Origin of the sequence: Pontibacter ramchanderi (assembly GCF_002846395.1) — a bacterium.
GTDB lineage: Bacteria > Bacteroidota > Bacteroidia > Cytophagales > Hymenobacteraceae > Pontibacter > Pontibacter ramchanderi.
Window position 1 is genome coordinate 735,308 of sequence record NZ_PJMU01000002.1, and the last position, 20,380, is coordinate 755,687.

Sequence of the window (20,380 nt, forward strand, 5' to 3'; positions counted from 1 at the left end):
GCTATACCTTGGCGCGTTAGCGGTTCTGGCTGCGCTCCAGCAATTTGCGGGGTGGCACGGCGTAGAGCTCAATGCCAATGTAGCCTGCCCCGGCTAGTTTGTTAGTGATCAGCTCATCGCGCGAGCCCACATCGTCGAAAGCACGGTGGCGGTAGTACTGCCGGAAACCGCCCTCCACGGCAAACCACAGAAAATCGTAGATCTCCTGCTCCAGGCGCAGCAGGCCTTTGATGTCGGTGCGACGCAGCTCCACGTCGTTGAACTGCGCGAGCGGCGGTTCGTCGGCATAGAGGTTGTAGCTGGCACCCTCAATGCGATAGCCTGTGTAGAGCAGCGTTTTCTCCGACACATTGTAGCGAACGCGCAGGTTGGCCGGAAAGATGGACTCCACGCCCCAGCGGTCGTTGAAGGTGCGGTTGTACATAATGCCCGGGTAGATGCGCTGCCGCCCGAAGGTATAGCCGAGCTGCAGGCCCACGCCCCAGGCAAAGTCTGGACTGCGTTTCCAGCCATAGGCCAGGTCCACGGTGGTTTTCAGGTAGTCCGATACGTTCACGTTGTCGCGGGTATAGTCCCCGTTGAGCTCGCCTTTGGCGCGCACCAGCATAAAACGCACCTCATCGAAGGAGTGCAACAAGGCCAGTTGCAGCCCCAGGCTCTTCAGGTTCTTGTCTTCCAGGTTGCGGTAGAGGCTATAAGAGGCCGGCGATACGTCCTCGAAGTTGAACTCCTCAAATTTATGGTCTATACCCAGGATCAGTTTGGTCTGCGGCTTGTTCATGACAGGGGCCAGCGCCCGCACAAAAAACTTGTTGTGCCGCCGCACACGCGCCCGTCCGTCGCCCACCTCCGGGTTGTCAGACTCCGACTCGATGTCGAACTGCGGCAGGCGCTCGTAGCCGATCACAATGCCCCGGCTTTTGCCCATGCCCCTGACGCCGGGGCTGGCATACTCTATTGTTTGTTTCTGCACATCCGTCAGGTCCTGCTCTGTTTGCTGTGCCAGTGCGTGTTCTCCCAGCATGAGCAAAGGTATAAGGAGTAATCCTGGTAGGTTTAATTTCATAGTTTGGTGTTCTTTACAAGGGTACAAATGCAAAAAGTGCCTTAAATCCGGCACTTTTTGCTATACGTCTTTCGGTGCTTTTAGAATAAAAAGCCGAAGCTTAATGTCCACAGCCTGTCCACATCGCCTTTGGCATAGGTCAGCACGATCACGTTCTTTTGCATGATATCGGCCCATACGCCACCCCCTACACCTGTATGCAGACTGCGGAAGAAGGCTGACTCGCGTTCCCCATCCTGGTACACGCGGCCCACGTCATACAAGCCAAGCACCCCCATCCGGCCCGGCGTCAGGTATAGGTTAAAGTCAAAGAGCGACAGGCGCGCCTCTGCATTGGCAAAGATCGCGCTGCGGCCGGCAAAACGGGTACGGCGGTAGCCGCGCATGTTGTCCATGCCGCCGAGTGTATTGGCCTGGTAAAACCGGAAATCGCCAAAGTTATGCGCCGCCCCCAGGCGACCCGCCCACGTGAGTTGGAACGGGAAGTTCGGTGTCAGGTAGAAGGCAAACTCCGAGCTTACGTGGGTATAGCTCAGCCCTTCGCCGTCGATCTGCTTATTGTAGCTCATGCGGTTGTGCAGGCGCATACCGATGCGTGGGTTCTTCAGGTTGCCCTCACCCAACACATCCATATCGGCAAAGGCCGTCACGCCCACGTAGTGCTGCGATTCGAAGCGATTTTGCTCAAAGTCGTAAGTACCCGGCTCCATCCGGCCGTTAATCGCTTCGTTTACCAGATAGGTGTCCTGCTCAGAGTTCACCACCCGGAAGCGGTCGTAGGTAGGGCCTATCCCTATCTTAAAGAAAGGCGCCAGGTTGTTGTTGAGGCTTGCGCCCACGTTCACCCGCTTAAACCGGACACGGTAAAAGGAGTCATCCTCTCCATCCTGCTGGCGGGTGTCGTTGCCGTAGCCGTAGAAGTTGCGTTGGTATTGCGGTCCTTGTATACCTGCGTTCAAACCGATGTTCCAGTTGCCGAACACCTGCCGCACATCGCCGGTATAGCGCACATTGAATGAGTTGGTGTAAAAGGCATAGTTCCCCTCCAGCAGGTGCTCCGTTGCGTAAGGCGACTTGCGGAACTTATGCGTGCGGGCCAGAATGCCGGCTCCCACAAACAGGCCATCGTCCACGTTATACTCCAGCGACAGTCGCGGCCCCAGGTAAGGCAGTTTGTAGTTGTCGCGGTCGTAGAAGTTCACATCCGGACTGATGCTGGTTTCGTCTTTCGTTTCGGGTCCGAAGTTAAACACATTGCCATCCTTTGTATCATACACAACGGTATGGCGCTTCTGACCGGTCACGCGGGAGTTGTCGGTGATCACATCCTCGTCATTGCCTCCAATGATGCGCACGACGATACCTTTGCCCACGTCGCCGTTCACTTCAAATTTATCTTTCCCGCGCTGCCCGTACAGGCGCAGCTCCTTGGTTTCGGAAGTATAGAAGGTGCGTTTGTAGAGCGTGTCGCGCAGCACGCCTTCTTTGTTGATCTTGTAGACTGTCAGGTGTGTTTCGTCGTCGTTCAGCCGGTCGATCACAAAGTGCTCATGCTTGTCGCTGCCAGCCACGTCCACCATCTCCGAAATATGTTCGTAATAGGCTTCTGCCGCCTGGGGCAGCTTGTCGCGGCGAGAGCGCAGTTTCGCCTTTATATCCTCTCCCGATATAGCTCTTACTTCTTCCGGCCACTGGTTAATGGCTTCCTCGATCACCTGGTCTGTCACACCGGCCTGTATCTCTTTGGCAATGCGGATCCAGTCCTGCCGGGTGATGGCCGAGGTGAAGGTGCGGTCGATGGTGAGTGCACTCAGGTTGAGCCCCACAATGTCGCGGTAGTCGTGGCTGAAGTTCTGGACATTGCGCACTCCCCACTTGCGGGTAGCCAGCCAGGGTATAATCCCGTCAGCTTTGAAAAACACCTGGTCACGGTCTTCGGGCACCGGAATGTATACCTTGCCGCTGTCGGTTTTCTCCTCTTTCCAGCGCCACTGCCCCTCGTGGCGGTCCCAGTCACCCACCAGCATATCGAAGAGTCGGGCGCGCACAAACTCCTGCTGGTTTAATTTGTTGTCGTTGTCCTGTCGCAGTTCTTTCAGCACCTTGTCGGTGCCCACCAGGTTTTCGGCAAAGCCCAGGCTCTCCACGTCCTCATGGTTCTCGTCGGCATCTTCCTCCAGAAAGGCCAGCGTGTTGCTGAATTCGTCCATGTATTGGCGCAGGTATGGGGTCTGGGGTATATACACCAGCTTGGGGTTGGTATGGAACACGCCGGCTCCGTCGGCCAGTTTAGGTATAGCCAGTGCGCCGTAAGGGTGCTGGGCCGATACCTGATCCTGTAGCAGGGCCTTGGCTGCGGTCTGGCGCAGGTACTCCGGCAAGGCCATTGTGGGGTCCTTGTCTACGGTGCGCAGGGTGTACTCGCGGGCATCCGGATTGCGTACTTTCAGAGAGGCCGTTTGTTTGCCGCCCCCCTTCTGGTAAGGCGTTAGTCCGCCCAACTCGTTGCGCATATCCAGCAGCGGCACCTCCACCGGCGTGGCCCACTCGCGGCGGTAGTGATCGCCTAGCATGGTGCGGCGCAAGCCTTTGGCTTTGTAGTTATCGTTGGCGGCTACCACTATGGTACTGTCGGCGTAGTTGGTCTCATCTACAATGGCTGCTCGCTTGCGGCGTGGCTCCTTGGCATAGAGCGGCGTCCGGAAAGTCATGGTGCCCTCCGAACCATCGCCCTCCGGCACCCAGTACTCTACCCAAGCCTCGCCGTTGTCATAATACTGTAGCTTGGCGAAACCCTTGATCTGGTGGGTGTACATGGCGTTGCCGCCTCCTTTCACATGCTGGATCTTACAGCCCGAACCACTGACAATGTGCGTCAGTTTATTGTGCTTGTAGTGCTGCAGCGAGTGCTCGTGCCCGGCGGCGTACACAATGTTATCGTACTTGTCGAATATGTTCAGCAACCCCTCGATGTAGGCATTGTAGCGTGGATGCGGAATATCCTGCAAAATGCCGCCATACTTGCGGGCGAACGGATAAATGGAGCCGATGACAGGCAGCGGCAGGTAAATCCAGTCGCGGAGCATGGTAAGCGGAAAGACGTGGTCAGTAAGCGTGAAGAAACCGCCGTGGTTACCTCTTGTAAACAGTGGGTGGTGCGCCACCACCAAAATGTTCGTGCCCTGGTGTTTTTCAATGATGTCTTCGAGTTTCACCAGAAAGTCGGCTTCCGTAGAGGCCCAGCAGTTGCTGCCTGCACCATACGGGCGCTCCCAGGGGTGCAGCCACCACTCCGAGTCCAGGGCAATCAGTACCAGGTCGTCGCTTATCTTCACTTCATAAGGACCCGGGCAGCCGTCGCCAGGCACGTAAAAATCGCCGCCCACTACAATGCCCTCTTCTGTCAGGTATTCGTTCACGTAGTTCTGCTGGCGCACCACAAACTCCAGCCCGCCGCGGCCGCTGTGGTTCCAGTCGTGGTTGCCGGGTATCATGTATTTTTCACCCTGGTAGCCGCGCAGCACATCCAGTTGGGCATTCAGGCGCTGCTCTGACACCTCGCGGTCGTAGCGGCCGGGTTCGGGCAGGCCGTTGTGGTACACGTTGTCGCCCAGGAAAATGGTCGCGCTCTGGGCACCGGCTTCGTTCATCTGCTTTTTCATGAGCTTGAGCGAAGGTTCCTGCTGCTTCAGGTCGGGCGCGCCCACATCGCCGATCAGGAAAACAGTGTAATTTACTTTGTTGTCGGATTTGGGCTCCGTCTGTTGCCAGTTAAGCACATCGCGGCTGTAGTAAGGTTTTTTGGTGGCACAGGCTTGCACGAGCACTAGGAAGATGCCCACAGCCAGGGAACGCAGGATGAGAGAGGTCAGGTGAATATGGTTTTTCATAAAGTTCTGTGTGTACGGGATGTCCTGTCTAGCGAAAGCATACAGGCCGGTAACGACATAAGGCTTGGTACTGGCCGGCAAGGACCGAAAGCAACGGTTGGGTTTGGTGGTGCATGGTAGTTGTAGCCCATGCGTGCTGTCAGGGTTGGGGCAGGGCTGAGATAAATAACGTAGGGCGGCTGTATTAAGTTTTTGCTTTACTATATAGCGCATTGTGCGCATCACAGCCGCGCTTATCAACAAAAAGCGGTATTCACCGTAACGGCAAAAGAATACTAGCACCACTTTCAACCGCCGCTCACAACTATGCACCAATTGCAGAGCTCCCTGACAATAGCGGCAAGCACCGTTATGGAAGAACAAGATATCGTCAAGCAAGCCAGTGAATACGTTTTCAGGCTTTTTAAGGAACAGCTGTCCAAAAAGCTTGTTTACCACAATTACAAACACACCTTTGAGACCGCTAACGAAGCCCGGCAACTGGGGGAAATGTCGGGCATAAGCCCTGAAGAACTGCAGGACCTGCAACTGGCCGCCTGGTTTCACGACACGGGCTATATTAAGGCCTACGATGGTCACGAAGAGGAAAGCATACGCTACGCCACCGCATGGCTCCAGGATAAGCAGTACCCGCCAGAGCGCATTGCCCGGGTAAATGAGTGCATCCTGGCTACCAAGCACGGCCGGAAGCCTGAGTCGCTGCTGCAGGAGATTATCGTGGATGCCGACATGGCCAACATCGGCAAGGAGACTTTTTTTGCCACCGCCGAACTGCTGCGTGTCGAGTGGGAGATTTTTAAAGACCAGTTTTTCACAGACCAGGAGTGGGCGCAGTTTCAGATGGAGTTCCTGTTGTCCACTTCCTTTTACACGGCAAAAGCCCAGCACAAATATGCCGGTCAGCTCGGCCTGAACATACAGGAGCAGCGCAACCAACTGCAGAAAGAGTCGAAGAAGCTGAAGAAGGAGGAAAAGGAGCAACGCGAGACACTGGCGCAACCCAAGCGCGGCATCGAGACCATGTTTCGCAACACCTACCGCACGCACCTCAACCTGAGCGCCATTGCCGACAACAAGGCCAACATGATGATCAGCCTCAACGCCATCATCATGTCCGTGATCATCACCTACCTAAGCACTAAGACCTCCATTACGGGAGCTGAGTTTGCGCAGCACCGCTCGCTGCTTATACCGGTGGGCATGCTGCTGCTGACCACGCTGGGCTCAGTCATCTTCGCCATTATCTCGGCGCAGCCCGAGGTGACGAGTTTCTCTTTTAAGCGCAACAAGATCAATAGCAAAAAGGTGAACCTGCTTTTCTTCGGCAACTTCACCAACATACCGCTCGAGGATTTTCAGAACGGCATGCACGAGATCATGCGCGACAAGCAGTCGCTCTACACCAACATGATCACCGACATCTATTACCTGGGTGAGGTGCTTAGCCGCAAATACAAGATTCTGCGCATTTCTTACTCCATTTTTATGGCCGGGCTGATACTGACCGTAATCGCGTTCGGCATCTCCATTGCCCTTTACGACGCACCATTAACAGATTCCGTTTTGCAGAACCCAGCCACACCAGAACAGAGTTCGCAGGAGCAGACTCCTTAGCTGCAGGGTATAAAGATTGCTGTTACTACAAAAAGCACCTGAATACTGCTGCTAGGCGCTGTCTTTGATAAGCATCGACAAAAGACAGACAAGGTTATTTTACCAGCCGATGCCATTTACAGCCTAAGACAGCTTTTATGATGTATTCATAAAAGTTATCTTTGCATCATCTGCTATCAACCTTCGCCCTACTACGTTTTACTTCCGAAGGACTGGTAACACAAAGTACAAGGCACTTTTGCAAAGACAGTCAGCGAAGCGCTGCGTCAGTAAAAAAGGTACCCCATCAGCAAGGCCCTGTAGTTCAATGGATAGAATAGGAGTTTCCTAAACTCTAGATTCAGGTTCGATTCCTGACAGGGCCACTTTTAAAAACCATTTTTTGGTGTCTTTGAGGAACTAATCTCCCTTCAGTTCCACTTAATACAAAGAGTCTGAGTTACTTCGCCACGGCACTATATTTCCGATTTCATATTTTATTTTCTATATTGTAGCTGAAGCCACTCTTAAGCACCATGAAAACAACTTTAACTGTATGCCTGCTGGCCCTTTTCGCCAGTCTGGCCGCCTGTAACAGCGAGAAAAGGAGTACAGAGGTGGACGGCTCTGAGGCCACCGTGGCCAGCGAAACAGGGCAACTTCCTGCCGATGTGCTCTACGCAACCAGGCCCCTGATCGGCGGCGAGGTATACAGAACGGCCAGCTTTCAGGCCAGCAGCCTGTTGCACTTCGACACCACCCAGCTTATACAGGTGCTCGACACAACCGATGCCGTGTTTGTGAAAGCCCGCGTGCACCGCGACACCGCTGCCTATACCGGTTTCGTATCCAAGGCCATTTTGCCAGAATAAACTGCCTATACCTGAAACGACAAGGGCCGCGCTGCATGCAGCGCGGCCCTTGTCGTTTCAGGTATATTCCCTTATTTTACTACAACCCTTCTTACAGAACTGTAGCCATCAGCTTCTATCTTCACATAGTACAGCCCTTTGGCGAGACGGGTCAGGTCGATGGTTTTAGTCGTTTGAATGTCCGGGCGGCTGATCACCTCCTGGTGCACCTCGTTTCCGATCACATTCAAAATACGCAACTCCACCTGCCGCGCATCGAGCTGGGCAAACGAAATCGTAAAAACCCCGTTGTTGGGGTTAGGATAAATGGCAACTTCTTTTTCCTGCTGTTCCAGGCTTTTGCTTTTTGGATCGGTCTGCACCGGAGCAGGCTCACGTACCTGGGCCTGCGCCAGTAAAACTGCCACACAGAAAAAGAGTGTAAGTATAATTTGCTTCATATTGAAAATTAAGATCTTGTCCTTCTGAGTATATACAAAAGTTGTTCCATATTGTTAACGTCCGGAGAGATAATTTGTTCTTGCATTTTACGCATCAAATCGGATGCATTCACTAAATAGTGGAAAGTTTTTTTGGACTTAAAAAATATTGTATATCAATGATGCAGATAGCCGTTATCGGAGGAGGCCTCGCCGGACTGACCAGTGCAATTGCAATGGCCGGGCAAGGGCTTTCCGTAACGCTGATCGAAAAAAAGTCCTACCCGCTGCATAAGGTCTGCGGAGAGTATGTTTCCAACGAAGTGCTGCCGTACCTGCGTGCCATCGGAGCCGACCCGGCACCACTCAACCCCGCTCCGATCTCCCGCTTTCAACTTACCTCCCCTAAAGGCGTCGTGCTGGAGTCACCGCTCGATCTGGGAGGCTTTGGCGTTAGCCGCTATACCCTCGATCATTACCTCTACCAGGTCGCCGTGGCTAAAGGGGTGCAGGTACGGCAGCAGACGGCGGTACAGGATATTCAATTCGCAGCTGATCATTTTACACTGAAACTTTCCGACGGCGACACCTTGCAGGCCGAAGTAGTGCTGGGGGCCTACGGCAAGCGGAGCACGCTCGACCGGCAGCTCAGTCGCTCCTTCTTCTCAAAGCGCTCGCCCTACATTGGCGTGAAGTACCACCTGCGCCTTGACATGCCTACCGACCTCATCGCGCTGCATAACTTCCAGGATGGCTATGCCGGCATATCTGCCATCGAAGGCGGCCGTTACTGCTTCTGCTACCTGACCACCCGCGAGAACCTGCGCCGGTATGGGACTATACCTGCCATGGAAAAAGCCATCCTGCACCAGAATCCGCACCTGCGCCGCATTTTTCAGGAGGCTGAGTTTTTGTATGAGCAGCCGGAGGTAATTAACGAGATATCCTTTGCCACCAAAACCTGCGTGGAAAATCACATGCTGATGTGCGGCGATGCGGCTGGCATGATCACGCCGCTTTGTGGCAACGGTATGGCCATGGCCATCCATGCAGGCAAGCTGGCGGCAGAGCAGGTAGTCCATTATTTCGAAAACGGCCGCAACCGACAGGCGCTGGAGAGGGGCTATACCCTAGCCTGGGAAAAGCAGTTTGCGCAGCGGCTCCGGCTAGGGCGTGCCGTGCAGCGCTTGTTTGGCAGCCCGCTGCTATCGGAGGTGGCAGTAGGTACGCTCCGCTATATGCCGGCAGCCGTGCGCCTCATCATGCGCCAAACACACGGCCAGCCTTTCTGATCCTTACATCTTAAAAACGTCCGCTTGCGTACTAATTCCATACCTGCACCTGCGCACCATTTTCAGGCATAGGTAAACTTAAAACACCCCCGCTTGTTGTCGCTATACCTGTCGTGGCTTAGCAAAACGGCAAAAGAACTCGTATGACACACACTCTACTCACCGGCTTATGAAAAGCTATATATGCGGTATCGGCACGGCTAACCCGCCCCACAAAGTCCCACAGATGCAGGTGGCCGACTTTATGGCAGCGGCCCATCAACTCGATGAACAAGGGAGCCGCAAGCTCAAAGCACTCTACCGCGTATCAGGTATAGGGCAGCGCTACAGCGTGCTTCAGGACTTTACCCGACAAAACGGCGACTATACCTTCTTTCCCAACACACACGACCTCGAGCCCTTCCCGACGGTACAGCAGCGCATGGCGGTATACCGCAAACACGCCCTCGACCTATCAGAACAGGCGGTGCGCAACTGCCTGGAGCAATTGAGCAACGCTAAGCTCCAGGACCTGACCCACCTGATCACGGTGAGCTGCACGGGTATGTATGCGCCGGGTCTGGATATTGAGCTGGTGGAGCGGCTTGAGCTGAACCCTTGCGTGCAGCGCACGGCTGTGAACTTCATGGGTTGCTATGCAGCTTTCAATGCGATTAAACTGGCTGATGCCATTTGCAAAGCCGACCCGAATGCCCGTGTCATGCTGGTCTGCACCGAGATCTGCACGATTCACTTCCAGAAAAACTCGGAACAGGACCACTTGGTGTCGAATGCGCTGTTTGGCGATGGGGCGGCGGCCGTGCTCATGCAAGGGCAGCCCTGCCAGGAGGTGAGCCTGGAGCTGCAGTCTTTTCACTGCGACCTGGCCCCGGCCGGTAAGCGTGAAATGGCCTGGCACATCGGCGACACCGGTTTTGAGATGACCCTTTCCTCTTACGTGCCGGACCTGATCAAAAATGGTATCAAGCAGCTGACCGATCGCTTGCTGCAGGGCTTGCGCACTACTGTTTCGGAGATCAAGCTGTTTGCCATTCACCCCGGCGGCCGCCGCATACTGGAGGTGATAGAGCAGGAACTGGGCCTGACCCGCGACGACAACCGCTTTGCCTACCGGGTGCTGCACGAGTTCGGCAACATGTCGTCGGCTACGGTGCTGTTTGTGCTGAAGGAGCTAATGGCCAGCCTGACCACACAAGAAAAAGACGAACCGGTGCTGAGTTTTGCCTTTGGCCCGGGCCTTACCCTGGAATCGATGCTACTGAAAGTGCATTATGCTGAAGCAAAGGTCTAACCAAGCCGAACTAATGGACGACCTCAGCCTGTCGGGGGACGAGCTGCGGCGCAACCTCGAAGAACTGGAGGTGATCAATACCTGGCTGGGCGGGTATAAGGTGGTGCTCGATGCGCTGGAGCAGCTGCTGGCAGGGTATACAGGTCCGCCCTTGCGCCTGGCTGACATCGGCTGCGGAGGAGGCGACACGCTGCGTCACATCGCCAAGTGGGCCCGCCGCAAAAACATAAAACTGCAGCTTACAGGTATAGATGCCAACAGCTTTATGGTGCAGTACGCCCGGCAGCGCTGCGGTGGCTTTCCGGAAATAGAGTTGGAGCAGCACGATGTTTTCTCAGAAAGCTTTCAGCATCAGCGATACGACATTATCGTATGCAGCCTGTTCTGCCATCACTTTACGGATGAACAGCTCGTGCACATGTTTCGGCAGCTGCACCGGCAGGCAGGTATAGCCGTGATCATCAACGACCTGCACCGGCACTGGTTTGCCTACCATTCCATCAAACTGCTCACCCGGCTCTTTTCTGATTCGCATTTGGTGAAGCATGATGCGCCGCTTTCGGTGTGGCGGGCTTTCCAGCGGGACGAACTGGGCCACCTGGTGCAAGCGGCAGGTATAGAACAATATAGCCTGCGCTGGATGTGGGCTTTCCGGTGGCAGCTGCTTTTGAAAAAAGCTTAACAATTCGTATCTTAACAAGGTATACCAAGCAACTCCCTTATGATGCGACGGATCAATGTGCCTTACCTGCTTTCGGTAGTGCTGGCTGCCACGGCGTTTTATTTCGCCTGGTCCCGTGAACTTGTAACCAATGTATGGCTGGCTCTTGCACTGATCGCTACGCTACAACCGGCTGTTTACCTAGTGCTGCGGCACGCCCGCAACAGGTATAGCTAAACCGTTCACTTAATCCTTTTGACATGAACAAAAGCACGCTTAACTTCTGGATTCTCTTCGTAGTGTCCATCATTATTTCAGCCCTGGTTATCTCTCTTTTCGTGAAGGTGCTCAAGGCTGTTTTGTTCATCATCCTGGTGCTGGTACTGGCCCCGATCATTTACATTGCGCTTAAGTTGATACTGCCAGGTGCCCGGGGCAAGAGTGAAGATGACAAGCTGAAGTCCAGGCCTTAGGATCAGAAGAAAAGCTGCTGCGCCAGCCGGAATGTGTTGGCGTGCGCCTCTACAATGTGTGCGATCTGTTTAGAGTAGCCACCTCCCATGCTCACCGCCACAGGTATACGGTTTTGTACGCAGGCCTCCAGCACCATGCGGTCGCGGGCCTTGCAACCGGCGATGCTCATGCTCAGTTTCCCGAGTTTATCGGTAGCCAGCACATCCACCCCCGACTGAAAAAACACAAACTCCGGCTCCTGCTCATCTAGCAGCCGTGGCAGGTGCTCGCCCAGTAGTTTCAGGTATGTCTTATCATCAGTACCCTCTGCCAGTGGCACATCCAGGTCCGACTGCTCTTTGTGGAAAGGGTAATTGTGCCCCCCGTGCATGCTGAAGGTAAATACCCGCGGCTCATCCCGGAAGATTTGTGCCGTGCCGTTGCCTTGGTGCACGTCCAGGTCCACTACCAGCACTTTTTTGATTCCCTTATACCTGAGCAAATGATTGGCGGCAATAGCTATGTCGTTGAGCAAACAGAAGCCTTCTCCCCTATCCGTAAAGGCATGGTGTGTGCCGCCGGCTATGTTCATGCCGATGCCGAACTCCAGCGCAAACAGGGCCGCCTGCACCGTGCCGTTCATGATCACAATCTCCCGCTGCACCAGTTGCTCAGACAATGGAAAGCCCGTCTTTCGAATCTCCGACGGACTTAGCTGCAGGTCGCGCAGGCGCTGCCAGTAGGTGGCGTCGTGGGTGTCGAGGATGTACTGCTCGGCAAGCGGCTCGGGAGCAAACAGGTTATCTTGGGTGATGGTGCCTTCGTAGAGCAGCTGCTCGGGCAACAGGTCGTACTTGGCCATCGGGAAACGGTGGCCTTCGGGTAAGGAATGTGCGAATATCTCGGACCAGGCAATTTTTAGCATTGTGCAAAATTAACACTTATACACGGTGCCTGGTTTATCCACCGTCGCCTTTTTCTGTACGGGCAAGCAGCTGCACCACTCCGCCGCCGCCTATACCTGTGCCAGTTACACTATCTCTAAACGACACGCTTCCAACTGATTTTCAGTACAATTACGATCAGACAACATTATGTAAAGCACCCTATGCACACCGGTGTATAAATTCTTGTAACCCTATATAGTTGCCCACAAATGCACATTCGGCATGTGGAAAAATGTGGATAACTATGTTGATTATGGTGAATTATCCACCGTTTCGTGTTAACTCTATGTTAATTTCAGGTAAATTTTAAGCTCCCGCCTCCTCAACTACCCCCTACACCAGAGGTGACAAGACCTGGAGCAGTCCAATTTAGATCTGCTGCTAATCTGTTGTGGCGCAGCTCAAAATCCATACCTAACACCTAAGCATCCACGCATATGCAACCTTCATTTCTCAAAAACGATATATAGTTATTCATAGATAAAAGACCTATTTTGTCTTAGCACCTAAAAATAGCAACACAAACCACAACCCATGAAAAGCCCCTTACTCTTTATTATCGCCCTCCTGATTTCAATAAACACCTTTGCTCAATCAGAATATGGTCCCTCAGCCGGACAGCAGAACCATAACCTGTTCAGCGGCACCGGCCCTAATTCTGGCTTTGGTATAAAAGGTGGTGTGAGCTTTGCCACTCTCCGTGGCAGCGACAAAGACGTGTTGGGCGACTTCAGCGGCCTTACTACTTTTCACGCCGGTGTGTATACCCAGTTTTCGCTTGGCAACACATTCTCCATACAGCCCGAGGCGCTCTACTCTCGCAAGGGCATCGAGCGCAACGACTCCACTTTCCGCTTCGACTACCTGGAAGTACCTATTCTGGCGGTGTTCAATATCACCGAGACTGTGAGTGTGCACTTTGGCCCGCAGGTTGGCATCCTGATGTCGGCGAAGGAGGAAGACACGGAGGTAAACATTGAGCCGCTCAACACCTTTGCTTATGGCGTCGCGGCAGGGGCGGAGGCGCGTCTGAGCGTTTTCAGGCTGGGAGCCCGCTACAACCTGGGGGTGGAGGACCTTCGCAAAGAAACAAACCAGGGGCAAAAGATAAACCAGGATATAAAACACGGTGTATTTCAGGTATACCTGGGCCTCGGTTTTTAAGGTATAGCGCCACTTCATCCTCTCCAAAACAGGGACCTGACAGCAGGCCCCTGTTTTGTTTCAGGCCCAAGCCTGGTAAGCTCTGATTCAGCCCTTTGTCTCCGTATACCGTATTTTACTAATGCAAGGAAACCACCCCTGTGCCGCCGGGCACAGCGCCTATACCTATATGAACACACACAGCCACCGACTATACCATACCCTGCTGTGGGTTATGCTGGCCATTGCCGGCGTAGCCTGCGACACCACCGTGAAAACAGACGAAGCGGAGATTGGGGCCGCCATCAACTACCTGGCTCCCTTCAACGCGGACCAAACCTTTCAGATCGATACGGCCGGAAGCTCCGTAACCTGGATCGGCGCCAAAGTGACAGGCCGCCACAATGGACTGATCCCCGTAAAACAGGGCACCATTATGCTGCACAATGGCAAATTGCAGGGCGGTAAGGCCCTACTCGACATGACCGGTGTTCGGTCCGAGGATAAATCGATTGACGAGGCAGGCAACCTAAAGCTCACCAAACACCTGCGCTCTGCCGACTTCTTTGACGTGGAGCAGCACCCCGTCGCTTCTTTCGAGATCACATCCGTTGCCCCCTACGACAGCACCGAGCGGCAGGAGGTGCCAGCCTTTGCCGGAAATGCAAGAGAAATGCGCGTTAAGGATCCGAATCACAAAGTAACCGGCAACCTCACGATCAAGGGCATCACCAAGAGCATCAGCTTTCCGGCCCGCATTGAGGTGGAGGACTCCGTGCTGCGCGCCAAAGCCAATTTCAACATCGACCGCACCCACTGGCGGCTCAGCTATGGCTCCGATCAGTCGCTTGGGAACAGGACGATTTACCCGGCCGTAAATATTGGACTGGACATAGTGGCAAACCTACAATAAACTAACCAGCAAACACTTACACGCCTTGTTGCGTTACAGCAATTGTACTGTTCCTACATTTATTCCGCCCCGGTTATGCTAAAGTCACCCGTAATACGTTCCTACACAAACCATTTGTGAACATATTATGAGAAAATACCTTTGCCTGCTGCCTCTTTTGCTACTCAGCCTCACGGCCAACGCCCAGGGCGGTACCATAGCGGCATTTAACTTAAAGCAGGCAGAGACGCTGAAATTCGGGATGCTGGCACTGGGCGCCTGGGCTCTCGTCAATATCCTGATCAGCAGCATAAAACTGACCAAGTCGTCGCGCAACAAGCGCTTCTTTTTCCAGATGAACATTTACTGGAACATCGTGAACATGATCATTGCAGGCGGTTCGCTATATTACATCCTGTCGGCAGACGCCGGTGCGCGCACTCTCCCCCAAACGGTAGACTTCCACTTCTGGAACCTGAGGCTCCTATACCTGAGCATTGGCCTGGACCTGGCATTTCTGATGCTGGCGGCCTATTTGAAGGAGAAATCGCTGAGCTCTCCAAAGGCGGAGCAGTACCTGGGCTATGGGCAGTCGATCACGTTGCAAGCTATGTTTCTGCTGGTGCTGGATGTAACGCTGGTTGTGCTGCTGGAAGGCCCGGGCCAGGAACTACTCCAGCTGGTGCAGGGCTAAGGTATAGCTACAAAAAAGCCGCGCCGTACCCAGCAGGTATAGCGCGGCTTTTTCAGTTTTATACCTGGTCTAGCGCGCCTCGTGGCGGCCTTCGGCAAATTCCTCTACTATTTTTTTGTTGAACGCAGGTATATCGTCGGGCTTGCGGCTTGTTACCAGCCCATTGTCTACTACCACTTCTTCATCTACCCACTCGGCACCGGCGTTTTTCAGATCGGTTTTCAAGGTATGGTAGCTGGTTACTTTCTTGCCTTTCAGCTTGCCCGTCTCGATCAGCGTCCAGGGGCCGTGACAGATGGCGGCCACGGGTTTGCCGCTCTCCATAAACTGGCTCACAAAGCCAACCACCTTTTCGTTGGCGCGCAGTTTGTCGGGGCTCATCACGCCACCCGGCAGCAGCAGGCCATTGTAATCGTCGGCCTTCACGCTGTCTATCGTTCTGTCTACCTTAAATTTATCACCCCAGTCGGTGTGGTTCCAGCCCTTCACTTCGCCGTCTTTCAGGGCGATGATATGGGTCTCGGCACCGGCCTCTTCCAGTGCTTTTTTAGGCTCGGTGAGTTCTACCTGTTCAAATCCATCGGTTACTACAATCGCTATCTTTTTACCTTGCAGATTATTAGCCATTCTAAGTTCGTTTTTATAGTTTAACATTCGTATAGTTTATTCAAAACGATTTAAAGGGCAAATTGTTAACAGGAAAAACACCACAATAGCGCCTTTCCCCATTTCGTTAGCATACTATGGCCGTATACCTGAAACACCTGTTCTTACTGCTCTCGCTCAGCCTGCTTGCCAGCCTGGCGGCGCAGGCGCAGAATGTTACCACCATCAAGTTCGACCAACTGCAGGAGTTGCGGCAGGCACCGCACGACACGCTGTATGTGGTGAACTTCTGGGCTACGTGGTGCAAGCCCTGCATCAAGGAGATGCCCTATTTTGAGGCTGCGCATGCCGAATACAAAGACCAGCCCGTGCGGGTAATCTTGGTGAGTATGGATGCCGTGCAGGACAAGGAGAAGCGGGTGCTGCCTTTTGTGCAGAAGCGCAACCTGCAGTCGCGGCTATACCTGCTCGACGAGCCCGACGGCAACACCTGGATCGACCGCATCGAGCCGAAGTGGTCGGGTGCTATACCTGCCACCATGTTCTTCAACAACAAGCGCGGGCAATACGAGTTTATCGAGCGCGAGATCTCGCAGCAGGAATTACAGGAACTGATCACCAAGTATAAACCATAACGAACTACTATGAAGAATAACCGCATACCGTTTCTGTACATGGCCTGCCTGCTGTTGGTGGGTGTACTAATGGGGGCTATACCTGCCTCCGAAAACTCAGGCTACCAGGTAGGCGACACAGCCCGTGACTTCAAGCTCAAGAATGTGGATGGCAAGATGGTGTCGATGGCCGATTACAAAGATGCCAAGGGCTTTATCGTGACTTTTACCTGCAACACATGCCCTTACTCCGTGGCCTACGAAGACCGCCTGATCGAGCTGCACAACAAGTATGCGCCTAAAGGCTACCCGATCATTGCCATCAACCCGAACGATGTGAAAGTATCGCCGAAGGATTCTTACAAACACATGCAGGTGCGCGCCAAAGAAAAGAACTTCCCGTTCCCGTACGTGTATGACGAGACCCAGGAGATCACCAAAGCCTACGGCGCTACCCGCACGCCGCATTTGTATGTAGTGCAGAAGCAGCAGGACGGCACGTTCAAAGTTGCCTACATTGGCACGATAGACGACAACTCGCGCGAGCCGGAGAAAGTGCAGAAGAAGTACGCCGAGGCCGCTTTGGACGAGTTGGTAGCCGGAAAGCCCGTGAGCCAACCCAACACCAAAGCAATCGGCTGCACCATTAAATGGCGGGAAGCGTAGGCATTAACTTGACAATAGAGTTTGTGGCAAAGGACAAAAGACCACAGTGTTTTTTGTCCTTTGTCTTTTGTCAAGCATTCCTTTGTCAGGTTTCTTTCTTCACATCTACAGGTATAGGCAGCTCGGTCGGATTGATCGAGCTGTCCGCTTTTTGGGCTACGGGCAAATCGATCTCTCCTTTCAGGCCGGCAATGCGGGCCTCTACCTCGTATTTGTTGTTGTAGTAGCCCACCCGCATCGACTCGCGCAAGTATAGCCACAGAAACCGGAAAAAGCCATACTCCTGAAACTGCCGGATATGGCAAAGCTCGTGCGCCAGCCAGCCCTTGTCTTTCAGAAAACCTTCGCGCTTGACGCCGCTCAGGTGTATCGTTTTGCCTAGCACCATGGCCACATTGCTGCTCTTGAGCACCAGGCGGGCGATGCGCGCAAAAGGCGAGTTCTCCACAATTTTATACTTCATTTTTGTATCGCTTATACCTGCCGAACGATCCTTGAAATGTACGTTGCAAGGCACTCTGCCGGATGAACGTGCTACCTTTCTAGGTGAATCCTATACCTGTTACAGGTGAGCATCAACTACTTGCTATATTGCCAGTTTAGAAAATTGTACCTACTTTTGCTACCTTGTTCGCCATTCCGGGTGATTGGCGGGCAGGTTGCAGGATATAGAGCACAATTTACGAACCTATACCATCCTACAACCATACGGTGACAAAGTTTGCTGCCATGGCAGTGCTAAACATGCTAAACCCTATGACAAAAACGATCATACTGAGCGTACTGGCCATTATTTCCATCGCTCTTTCCTTCTTTTACGATGTAAAAAAGCCGGAGCCTACGCCGGCCGGAGCTGAAAAGGCTACCCTCATGCTCTACCCCATCCAGACCGGGGAGGACATAGCCAGGGCACTTGAGCTGCAGCTGCCAATGGACATGAGCGAGCCTGTTGACTCGGCCTTCTACCACCGCTACTCCCGCAAACTCGGCCTGAAGCTTGACTATAGCGAAGACAAGAACCTGCTCGAAACAGTGGCAAAGTGGCTCGGCACCCCCTACAGCTATGGTAGCAGCTCCAAAAGAGGCACCGACTGCTCCGGTTTTGTAACCCGCATTTACAGCGATGTGTACGGCATCGACCTCAGCCGCAGCTCCCGCTCCATGTTCGACGACGTTACCCGCATCCGCAAAGACAGTGTGCGCACCGGCGACCTGGTCTTCTTCCGCCGCAGCCCCAAGCAACCGATCTTTCATGTGGGCATCTATCTCAAAGATAACAAGTTCATTCACTCTGCCACTAACGGCGGCGTCATGATCAGTTCCCTGAAAGAGCCTTATTACCGCAACTACTACTACGCCGCAGGCCGCGTAGATTAGGGCTATACCTTTATAAACAGCATATAAGAACGGGTCGCAGCAAAAGGCGCCCGTTTTTCGTTTACAGGACAGAACAAAATTACTTGTAGCAAGGTATAGGAAGCTTGTTAGGAGTTGAGCAACTTGCGCCCGATTCGAACAGGTCCTGCAAAAGGGGCCGTACAAAATCACAGACACTATATGACAGACCAGAATACGCAGAACCAGCAGCAACAAAGCCCTGACGGAAAGACCATCTCCCAAAGCCCGCTGTTTAAGAGCATTCTCAAAAAGGCCGAGAAATACCTGGAGCACCCCTCGCAGGTGATCAAGCTTTTGAACGACGCCTTTAAGAAAGCCACCGCCAAGAAGAGCCTGGGCACCATCGCCGCCGAGGTATGGGAGAGCTTCCAGGTGCTTTCGCACATGATCAAAGCAGCCGTGAACGGCGAGTACAAAGGTATACCCAACACCACCCTGGTGGGCGGCATAGCCGTGATTCTCTACTTCCTGATGCCGATTGACCTTATACCTGACTTTATACCCGTGATCGGCCTCCTGGACGATGCTACGCTGCTCGCCTGGTTTATGACCAGCATCAAATCTGAGCTTGACAGGTTCAAGGCCTGGGACGAAGAGCGCCAGACGCGCCAGCAGTCTGTGCACGTGATGGAGCCGCACCACGCCGACAGCTCTTTCGGCACACCGAAGTACAGCGACCAGCCTGCCGGCACCACCGAGGTTCGTCATGAGGGTGCTTCGCAGGGCCACAGCTCCGACGAAAAAGGCCACCATGAGCCGATCGTGCGCTCAGCCACAACCGATAGCAGCCGCGTTCCCAAAGACCCCCACGATGACATTCCGGACGGCGGTAACATCCGCTAAACCTGTTAAAAGACGAGTTTTTGAAAAGCTGCCCGTAAAGGCAGCTTTTTTTCATGCCCTTGCCCGCGCACGAGAGGCTATTTTGAGGTGCCAATTAACGCTATAACATAGCGTAAAAAAATACATTACAGCCACACAATATAGTACTATTTAAATACTGAAATTTGAAAAAATTTAGAAAAAAGCCCTTTGGCTATTAGTTTCTTAAGGAATTAATTTTCTATATTTGGACTGATGATTGTGTATTTTTAACTTTTAGCCAAGGTGTCTTCATCATTTCTACGACTAACATCCGTTAATCTTCACATCGACGGAATCGGGAAGGTTCTGATCGAACGAAGCGACAAGGCCAAGCGTCTTAGCATCAGTGTGCGCCCCATCAAGGGTGTTCGTGTAGCGGTGCCTCCCCACATCTCATTCGAAAAGGCCGAGCAGCTTATCTATACCAAGAGCGATTGGATAAAGGAGCACCAGGCCCGCATGAAGCAGCACGAGGCGCGCGTGACCCTGTACGACGGCCACACCGACTTCAGGACCCGCAACCATACCTTGCGCCTGCTCACGCATGCCCAGTATACTATGCGCTGCGTGATTGAGAACGGCTATATTAACGTGTTCTACCCGGCTTACAAGGATGTGCGCGACAACGATGTGCAGAAGTTTATCCGCAAGTCGATTGAGGAGGCGTACCGCAAGGAGGCTAAAGCGTATTTGCCGGAGCGGGTGAAGTTCTTTGCCGATAAGTTTGGCTTCGATTACCAGAATGTGTTCATCAAGAATGCCAAGTCGCGCTGGGGCAGCTGCTCACATACCAACAACATCAACCTGAACCTGCACTTGATGCGCCTGCCCGACTCGCTCTGCGACTACGTGATACTGCACGAACTGGCGCACACCATCGAGAAGAACCACGGCCCGGGCTTCTGGAACCTGCTCGACAAGGTATGCCCGAACTCAAAAGCGCTCGATCAGAAACTTAAGGCTTACCGCATTTCTATCTACTAACCACCTGCCTATCGACAGAACGCTTACTACTATCG

Annotated in this window: 21 protein-coding genes and 1 tRNA gene; 16 read left to right on the top strand and 6 right to left on the bottom strand. The window is 53.4% G+C overall.

Annotated elements, in window-relative coordinates; all coding sequences use genetic code 11:
* Positions 1 to 16 precede the first annotated feature (16 nt).
* Together BD749_RS10175 and BD749_RS10180 are read right to left on the bottom strand one after the other, a co-directional pair.
* On the bottom strand, positions 17 to 1,066 hold the full coding sequence (locus BD749_RS10175; RefSeq protein WP_143741252.1) for a DUF6268 family outer membrane beta-barrel protein: 1,050 nt from the start codon (positions 1,064 to 1,066) through the stop codon (positions 17 to 19).
* An 80-nt stretch (positions 1,067 to 1,146) separates the two neighbouring features.
* Entirely contained in the window at positions 1,147 to 4,956 is a 3,810-nt protein-coding gene (locus BD749_RS10180) for a metallophosphoesterase (protein WP_245869008.1), read from the bottom strand.
* Positions 4,957 to 5,307: 351 nt separating this feature from the next.
* On the opposite strand from BD749_RS10180, the gene BD749_RS10185 reads away from it, so the two are divergent.
* From BD749_RS10185 to BD749_RS10195, 3 genes are all read left to right on the top strand, one after another.
* On the top strand, positions 5,308 to 6,570 hold the full coding sequence (locus tag BD749_RS10185) for a Pycsar system effector family protein (RefSeq protein ID WP_245869012.1): 1,263 nt from the start codon (positions 5,308 to 5,310) through the stop codon (positions 6,568 to 6,570).
* A gap of 293 nt (positions 6,571 to 6,863) precedes the next feature.
* A tRNA-Arg gene (locus BD749_RS10190) sits at positions 6,864 to 6,935 on the top strand.
* A 150-nt stretch (positions 6,936 to 7,085) separates the two neighbouring features.
* On the top strand, positions 7,086 to 7,421 hold the full coding sequence (locus BD749_RS10195) for a hypothetical protein (protein WP_101444243.1): 336 nt from the start codon (positions 7,086 to 7,088) through the stop codon (positions 7,419 to 7,421).
* A 71-nt stretch (positions 7,422 to 7,492) separates the two neighbouring features.
* Here the strand turns inward: BD749_RS10195 and BD749_RS10200 are convergent, their stop codons facing one another.
* A complete protein-coding gene (locus BD749_RS10200; protein ID WP_245869015.1) occupies positions 7,493 to 7,861 on the bottom strand; it encodes a T9SS type A sorting domain-containing protein in 369 nt (122 codons plus the stop codon).
* A gap of 158 nt (positions 7,862 to 8,019) precedes the next feature.
* On the opposite strand from BD749_RS10200, the gene BD749_RS10205 reads away from it, so the two are divergent.
* From BD749_RS10205 to BD749_RS10220, 5 genes are all read left to right on the top strand, one after another.
* On the top strand, positions 8,020 to 9,132 hold the full coding sequence (locus BD749_RS10205) for an NAD(P)/FAD-dependent oxidoreductase (protein ID WP_180336376.1): 1,113 nt from the start codon (positions 8,020 to 8,022) through the stop codon (positions 9,130 to 9,132).
* Between the two features lie 169 nt (positions 9,133 to 9,301).
* The gene (locus BD749_RS10210; RefSeq protein ID WP_101444244.1) at positions 9,302 to 10,423 is read left to right on the top strand and encodes a type III polyketide synthase; all 1,122 of its coding nucleotides are present in this window, start codon (positions 9,302 to 9,304) and stop codon (positions 10,421 to 10,423) included.
* Positions 10,424 to 10,436: 13 nt separating this feature from the next.
* Positions 10,437 to 11,105: a methyltransferase domain-containing protein gene (locus BD749_RS10215; protein WP_245869018.1), complete on the top strand. Its 669-nt coding sequence runs from the start codon at positions 10,437 to 10,439 to the stop codon at positions 11,103 to 11,105.
* 39 nt (positions 11,106 to 11,144) lie between these two features.
* Positions 11,145 to 11,321 (top strand): hypothetical protein, encoded by a 177-nt coding sequence (locus BD749_RS19400; RefSeq protein WP_180336377.1) that lies wholly within the window; start codon positions 11,145 to 11,147, stop codon positions 11,319 to 11,321.
* Between the two features lie 23 nt (positions 11,322 to 11,344).
* Positions 11,345 to 11,557 carry a hypothetical protein gene (locus BD749_RS10220; RefSeq protein ID WP_101444246.1) on the top strand — a complete coding sequence of 71 codons (213 nt, stop codon included), beginning with the start codon at positions 11,345 to 11,347 and terminating at the stop codon, positions 11,555 to 11,557.
* Positions 11,558 to 11,559: 2 nt separating this feature from the next.
* Here the strand turns inward: BD749_RS10220 and BD749_RS10225 are convergent, their stop codons facing one another.
* Entirely contained in the window at positions 11,560 to 12,462 is a 903-nt protein-coding gene (locus BD749_RS10225) for a histone deacetylase family protein (RefSeq protein WP_101444247.1), read from the bottom strand.
* Between the two features lie 556 nt (positions 12,463 to 13,018).
* Here BD749_RS10225 and BD749_RS10230 point away from each other — a divergent pair.
* The 3 genes from BD749_RS10230 (at position 13,019) to BD749_RS10240 (ending at position 15,213) form a co-directional block, all read left to right on the top strand.
* Positions 13,019 to 13,648, top strand: coding sequence for a porin family protein (locus tag BD749_RS10230; RefSeq protein WP_101444248.1), 630 nt, complete (start codon positions 13,019 to 13,021; stop codon positions 13,646 to 13,648).
* A gap of 121 nt (positions 13,649 to 13,769) precedes the next feature.
* Positions 13,770 to 14,540, top strand: a complete 771-nt coding sequence (locus tag BD749_RS10235) for a YceI family protein (RefSeq protein WP_101444249.1) — start codon at positions 13,770 to 13,772, stop codon at positions 14,538 to 14,540.
* Positions 14,541 to 14,667: 127 nt separating this feature from the next.
* Positions 14,668 to 15,213 carry a DUF6992 family protein gene (locus tag BD749_RS10240; protein ID WP_245869021.1) on the top strand — a complete coding sequence of 182 codons (546 nt, stop codon included), beginning with the start codon at positions 14,668 to 14,670 and terminating at the stop codon, positions 15,211 to 15,213.
* A gap of 69 nt (positions 15,214 to 15,282) precedes the next feature.
* On the opposite strand, the gene BD749_RS10245 is transcribed toward BD749_RS10240, so the two are convergent.
* Positions 15,283 to 15,840 carry a type 1 glutamine amidotransferase domain-containing protein gene (locus tag BD749_RS10245; RefSeq protein WP_101444250.1) on the bottom strand — a complete coding sequence of 186 codons (558 nt, stop codon included), beginning with the start codon at positions 15,838 to 15,840 and terminating at the stop codon, positions 15,283 to 15,285.
* A gap of 116 nt (positions 15,841 to 15,956) precedes the next feature.
* On the opposite strand from BD749_RS10245, the gene BD749_RS10250 reads away from it, so the two are divergent.
* Positions 15,957 to 16,454 carry a TlpA disulfide reductase family protein gene (locus BD749_RS10250; RefSeq protein WP_101444251.1) on the top strand — a complete coding sequence of 166 codons (498 nt, stop codon included), beginning with the start codon at positions 15,957 to 15,959 and terminating at the stop codon, positions 16,452 to 16,454.
* Positions 16,455 to 16,463: 9 nt separating this feature from the next.
* A complete protein-coding gene (locus BD749_RS10255) occupies positions 16,464 to 17,099 on the top strand; it encodes a thioredoxin family protein (RefSeq protein WP_101444252.1) in 636 nt (211 codons plus the stop codon).
* An 85-nt stretch (positions 17,100 to 17,184) separates the two neighbouring features.
* Here the strand turns inward: BD749_RS10255 and BD749_RS10260 are convergent, their stop codons facing one another.
* Positions 17,185 to 17,562: a hypothetical protein gene (locus tag BD749_RS10260; protein ID WP_101444253.1), complete on the bottom strand. Its 378-nt coding sequence runs from the start codon at positions 17,560 to 17,562 to the stop codon at positions 17,185 to 17,187.
* Positions 17,563 to 17,855: 293 nt separating this feature from the next.
* On the opposite strand from BD749_RS10260, the gene BD749_RS10265 reads away from it, so the two are divergent.
* The 3 genes from BD749_RS10265 to BD749_RS10275 all read left to right on the top strand — a co-directional run bounded on the left by BD749_RS10265 (position 17,856) and on the right by BD749_RS10275 (position 20,345).
* Positions 17,856 to 18,476: a C40 family peptidase gene (locus tag BD749_RS10265; protein WP_180336378.1), complete on the top strand. Its 621-nt coding sequence runs from the start codon at positions 17,856 to 17,858 to the stop codon at positions 18,474 to 18,476.
* Positions 18,477 to 18,656: 180 nt separating this feature from the next.
* Positions 18,657 to 19,340 (top strand): DUF1232 domain-containing protein, encoded by a 684-nt coding sequence (locus BD749_RS10270; protein WP_101444255.1) that lies wholly within the window; start codon positions 18,657 to 18,659, stop codon positions 19,338 to 19,340.
* A gap of 264 nt (positions 19,341 to 19,604) precedes the next feature.
* A complete protein-coding gene (locus BD749_RS10275; RefSeq protein ID WP_101444256.1) occupies positions 19,605 to 20,345 on the top strand; it encodes a M48 family metallopeptidase in 741 nt (246 codons plus the stop codon).
* Positions 20,346 to 20,380: the final 35 nt, after the last annotated feature.